General features: G+C 37.1%; 5 protein-coding genes. All 5 read right to left on the bottom strand.

Annotated features, from left to right (window positions below):
• Positions 1 to 293: 293 nt before the first annotated feature.
• Positions 294 to 560 (bottom strand): hypothetical protein, encoded by a 267-nt coding sequence (locus F6K38_RS34405; protein ID WP_287359609.1) that lies wholly within the window; start codon positions 558 to 560, stop codon positions 294 to 296.
• Between the two features lie 779 nt (positions 561 to 1,339).
• Positions 1,340 to 2,587 carry a hypothetical protein gene (locus F6K38_RS34400; RefSeq protein ID WP_287359606.1) on the bottom strand — a complete coding sequence of 416 codons (1,248 nt, stop codon included), beginning with the start codon at positions 2,585 to 2,587 and terminating at the stop codon, positions 1,340 to 1,342.
• Between the two features lie 299 nt (positions 2,588 to 2,886).
• A complete protein-coding gene (locus tag F6K38_RS34395; protein ID WP_287359603.1) occupies positions 2,887 to 3,498 on the bottom strand; it encodes an RNA polymerase sigma factor in 612 nt (203 codons plus the stop codon).
• A gap of 104 nt (positions 3,499 to 3,602) precedes the next feature.
• The gene (locus tag F6K38_RS34390) at positions 3,603 to 3,770 is read right to left on the bottom strand and encodes a hypothetical protein (protein ID WP_287359600.1); all 168 of its coding nucleotides are present in this window, start codon (positions 3,768 to 3,770) and stop codon (positions 3,603 to 3,605) included.
• Between the two features lie 1,203 nt (positions 3,771 to 4,973).
• A partial coding sequence (locus F6K38_RS34385; RefSeq protein ID WP_287359597.1) for a DUF2808 domain-containing protein occupies positions 4,974 to 5,401 on the bottom strand: 428 nt, incomplete at its 5' end.

Raw genomic sequence — 5,401 nt, 5'->3', positions numbered from 1 at the left:
CCCGCCTAGAGTGCGTTGAGTCATGGGTTTGCTGGAGGAATACTATGTACGAATACTATAAAGGATTGATTGCCAACTATAGCTGATTGTTGATCATACCATGTCAAGGGGTGATCTATCAAGGCAAGCTATCAGCTATCAGTTATCAGCTATCAGCTATCAGCCATTGGCCTGTGATCAAGCTACGGAAAAAGCTTTTAAATAAAATCAGCTGAGGGCTGACGGCTGACCACTGATGGCTGAGGGCTGACGGCTGACCACTGACCACTGACTGCTTAGACCCCTTAGATGGTTTACTCCTGCCATGGTGTATTAGGGGATGGCTCTTCTGTTGAAACCACCTTCAGTAAATTCCGAAGACCTTGATTCCACTTTTCTAGTTGTAAATATTCCTTCATTTCAATTTCCTCAATTAAGGAGTTAAGAGATTCATCAAGATTAGCTAGCTCTAGGATTTCTGCCATCCGATTTGCTTCTAATTCAGACAAAAACGGAAGACCTATTAGCTGGCGATACTCTTCTGCTAATTTAATATTTTTTTTTGTGGTTTTGGTTGACATTTGATTTATTGGTAATTTAATTCCCATTACTAAACATAGTTGTGATTTACTTGAATAAATTTAAAATTACTAGTGCTAGTTTTTGCCCAAGCCCAATTCTGATTTTTAGTTAATAGTTAAACAATGCTCTGGTAAATCAGATAAGAAATGTCATCAAGCAGTTTGTGCTAATCAAATAATCACTATCATTAGCTATGGTGTTTTTTTTAAGCCAGTTGCTGCTTGTTTTTTTTGTCTTCCTAAAACATTTAATTTTCTCTAAACTTTTACGGTTGCCAAGTCTCTGCTAAGTCCTATGATATCATTGTTGGTTTACTATTGTATGTATTTTTTAAAAACAGTTGCTTGTTGGGCTTTAGGTAGTCATACGAAATCCTTTAATTGTGGATTATCTAGTTCTAATAGGGAGGATGTATAGCGCTTTATAGTCTAATGAAGTAAACAGCATTTTTACCCTCTTACCTCTTACCTATTACCTATTTCGACTTCACTGCTCCCTGCTACCTGGTCCCTAAAATAATGTACCTCACCTAATTTAAAACTGTTGTATTCTTGACCTAGCCAGCATCTATAATCCCTAGTTAGAGTTTATATTCCTTAGCTTGCTTGCCGTCTATCGACTTAATAGCTAACTCTGCCTTTTTATTAATTTTTATGGCTCACGAAGGCATGGCTACAGCGGTTATTTATTTAATTAGTATTCACTTTCATGATTTCACTGAAAGCTTTGTGGAAAAATCATTATCCTCTAGTTATTATTTTATTTTTTATAAGTTTACTTAAGGATCATCTAAATACTTCTTTAAAGTAGGATGTTTGCCATTAATGACCAGATGATAAGCATCATTCAAGATTCGTAATAATTCCCTGAGCAGTTGAGTTAAATAATTTTGATAATAAATTACTTCTCGTGAATTTATAGAAGCCATGGCCAATGAACCAACAGTAAAATTGCTAGGTCTATTTATCAAAAATATTAGTAACTGCCAAAATGAAACAGCATTCGTTCGATTTGTTTTAGTTAAATTTTTTCCATGACTCAAAATTATCCGGAGCATACCATTTTTGGATATAACACTGTTAATTAGGCTTTTTAAGCTTAGTCTTATCCTTACTTTGATCGAGAAATTGCAGAGATTGGGCTGATTCCAATTTTTCAGATTATTCGCGAAGTAAGTAAGAATATGATTTATATCATTTTTCCTAAAAAATAATTCCCTTAAATAGCTATCTCGATTAACAATAATTGGATTTAGCTCACTTTCAATAGCTTGAGCAATAGCATCATTTACAATAGTATATTTTAATACACTTTCTTTTTGGATTTGGTAAGGATGATTTTTGTAATCAAAAGGAGCAGTGATTATCAATGGGTTAGTTCTTTGATAATTTTTAATTAAATTTTCTGGAAATACAACCATAAAATCATGGTTTTCTTCTGCTCGTTTATCCCCATCAGCAATTCTTGATGCAACTTCTTGAAATTCTTGATTTTTTAAGATACGTGACATCATAGTAGATTTACCAGCGCTAGTTTCACCATAAAAACAAACATTCACATTGTTAACTATATTATCATTATTTATAAGTACATATTTTTCATTATCATGAGGATTATCCCAGTCAAAATTAAGAAATGAATTAGAAATATTAATCCAAATTTCACGTTGTCTTTCTAAAGATAAGTGGTAAGATTCAAGGGAATCTTCAAGTAAAAAAATAATTGAAGATTCAAGGAGAGCTTTACTCAAATTTTCATAGTATTCATTATTACTATCTGTCTCAATACTAGTGATTAAATTCTCCTTTTTTTGATCCCAATCACCGGAAGCTTCTTCAAAATAGTACCCAAAATCCTTAGATTTATCATAACTATCTCCAAAATTGTCTGATTCATATAAATCACTAGGAGCTTGTGGATTGGCATTATTGGTAGCTACTACCTGGAAAATATCAAACACTGAAACACCCCCTGGAGTACTTCCAACAACATTACCTCTATTAAGTCTTGAAAATAAATTTATCATCCTATACATAGATCCATCCTCCAAGCTAATCATCTACATTATAATTTAGAAAAGGTATTTAATACCGGATAATTATTCTTCGACAAATCCTTAAAAATTTTATAAATTAATTAAATTTGTTTTAATTATCTTTTTTTACTATATACTATTTTTAGTAGTAACACAGTTTTTATATTTTATGGACTTATTTATTAACATTTAACACTTTTAATTTTCAATAAAAAGCGGGGCAATCAGAGTAGGAATGCCCCTAAGCAGTTCCCCCTCCTGATTAGCTATAGCTAATCATAATAATTTGTTTACTGATGATGATTCTTAAGCTCAAAAAAGATTTGGCGCAAACGCTTGAGGGCACGGCTACCTTGTTGCCTGGCACAGGTCTCATTGACAACTTCTCCGTTAGAAGCTAGATTGCTCACTACTTCTTTCCAAGACAAGCCTTGTATTTCCCGTAATACGATTATTTTGTAGTCCTTTGACTCTAATTTTTTAAGGGCTAGCTTCAGCAACCTTAAGTCTTCATCGTCATAGTTTTCTGAGGAAAAGCTATTGCTGGCTTCTGGTGCTATTTGACGCTCTATTAAATTAGAGTCCCATGACTGTTCTTTTTCTTGTTTCCGGCTGATCTCACGGATGACATTCAAAGAAGTTACCCTAATCCAGGCTCCAGGGTTTTTAATCTCTTGGCCAGAGTCTAGCAGTTTTATTCCCCGCAAATACGTTTCATTAATTACATCGTAGCTTTGATCATCAGGTAAATTAAATTGGCGTAGTTTGGACTTTATTGAGTTTAATAATGCAGCATAATAGTTTGCTTCCTTAGTTTTTAAATAGCTTTGGTTAAGCAAATAGTTAACTGCTGATTCAAACTTTTCCTTCTTTTCATTAGGGGTTAAATTTTTGCTAGGCACTTATTATCGCTCCTTGTTATGGTGACATTGAACATCACCTCCTGTTTGATAAATAATCTTTCTCTATATAGCATTTATGGCATTTATGAGGTACACTTCTAAACCTAAAAGTCACCCTTGATCAGGGGAAACAAAGAGGGATCGCTAAAGTCACCTTTGATGAGGGGGAGCAACAGGGGATCGCTTTCTACCTCATAGGAGAAAGAGTTGCTATATATCTCAACTTTAGGTTTAACACTACCTCCTGTTTCCGGATTTGTGACAAGTGACACCCAGTGGGCTATTTACTACTTAAAGAGACTAGTTTTTATACGTAGCAGAGTAGGATGCTGAGGGAATCATCAAAGTTCATCTTCTATATATATGTGCAGAACTCTCAGAAAGTGTGACACCCTTGAGTAGCCGATTACGCTGCTACGCAAATCGTAAGCATTCAGTTATCAGCTATCAGCGTGTCGCGTATCAGCTATCAGATAAAGGGTTATGGCTACACTACTTGATGTGCTTTTGAATAAAATAAGCACCGATTGCGCTACGCGCACGCTGCGCGAACAGTAGCATGAGCCTTGGCCATTCGCGAATGGCTGACGGCTGACGGCTGACGGCTGACGGCTGAATGCTGACCGCAAATCATCAGATTGCCTCTTCTATATATATGTGCAGAACGGTCAGAAAATGTGACACCCTCTCGGGAAAATTTCCAAAAAAACAGGGTGCTTGAATTTTGAAGAGTAGCACCTCTAGAAGAATGAGCCAGTCAATGTCACAGAATCCTTGAACAGGCACATTAATATATAGCCTCGAAATCAGACTCTAAAGCTGCTAGTAGGCCGTGAAAGAACATGCCTACTAATTTTGCTCAAAAATTCTTTGGGGTAGAAATTATACTCTGAGTCAAAGCCTGCTCGATAGTTTGTAGCGTCTAGGCAGGCACTCAAGAGGAAATCGTCGCTATTTTAACACTCGTCTTGGATTGCTCAATCACTATGTTAAAGAAGAATCAACAGAAAAAACCAAGTAAGCACAACTTCCCAGTTTGGCAAATTACCTTACCGCTCTGTGGAGTCCTGATCTGCGCTATAGGAGCTATCACAACGGTCTATATGATCAACGGTCGCTACCTTTTTCACTTCAAGGCTACTCCCGGCGGGGGACTCGAAATAATGACTGATGTAGACAAAAGGGAGATCAAAGAGACATTAAATTAGCACAAGCGACCAATAGACTTCCCTAGTTTTTCTGGGAGGTCTAATCAACAAGGGGGTATGGCAGGTGTAGTGAGGAGGGGAGTGGGAATAAACTCTCACCGATTTAAATTCTGAATGGGGGCGCTTTGGGGAGATGGGCAGAGGCTATGGGGGTGACGGTTACCCTACACCGGAAAACCCACACTCTTTCCCCTACTCCCTGCTCCCTGTTCCCTGCTCCCTAAAACCTAGGACGATTTATCTCACCCAATTCAGAACTACTATAGATTATCTACCAATACTCACAATCCAGGTACCGATATAACTGGGTAGTGGAATATCACCAGCGGCTAAGACATAACAAACGAAGTAATAAGTACCCCCATCAGGGTTTTTGACATTGGACAATACTAATTCCACATTTTGCTTGGCTGGAACTGGCTCTTCCATGTAAATCTGAAGGCTATAATTCTCTTTGTCCCAGACTACTTCAGAGACCGGGAGGGATTTACCGTCAACGCGCACTTCAATTTTGTCCACGTCGAACTTACCATCGTAGTAATCTGGATAAGAAATAGAAAACTGAGCAACTCCCAATTCCAGTTTCTTCTTGGGAATCCTCAAGCGGTAACGATCCCAGTAATTGGGGGCACCGTTAAAATCTAGGTGATATCTCAGGATATTTTCCCGCTTAACACCACTCCAGAGTACCAATC

The sequence above is a fragment of the Moorena sp. SIO3B2 genome, from assembly GCF_010692525.1.
In the GTDB taxonomy this organism is placed as follows: Bacteria; Cyanobacteriota; Cyanobacteriia; order Cyanobacteriales; family Coleofasciculaceae; genus Moorena; species Moorena producens.
This window is presented reverse-complemented; position numbering and strand designations above follow the sequence as displayed.

Coding starts and splice junctions, on each gene's coding strand:
- F6K38_RS34405 (WP_287359609.1), bottom strand. CDS start 560: ATGTCAACCAAAACCACAAAAAAAAATATTAAATTAGCAGAAGAGTAT.
- F6K38_RS34400 (WP_287359606.1), bottom strand. CDS start 2,587: ATGATAAATTTATTTTCAAGACTTAATAGAGGTAATGTTGTTGGAAGT.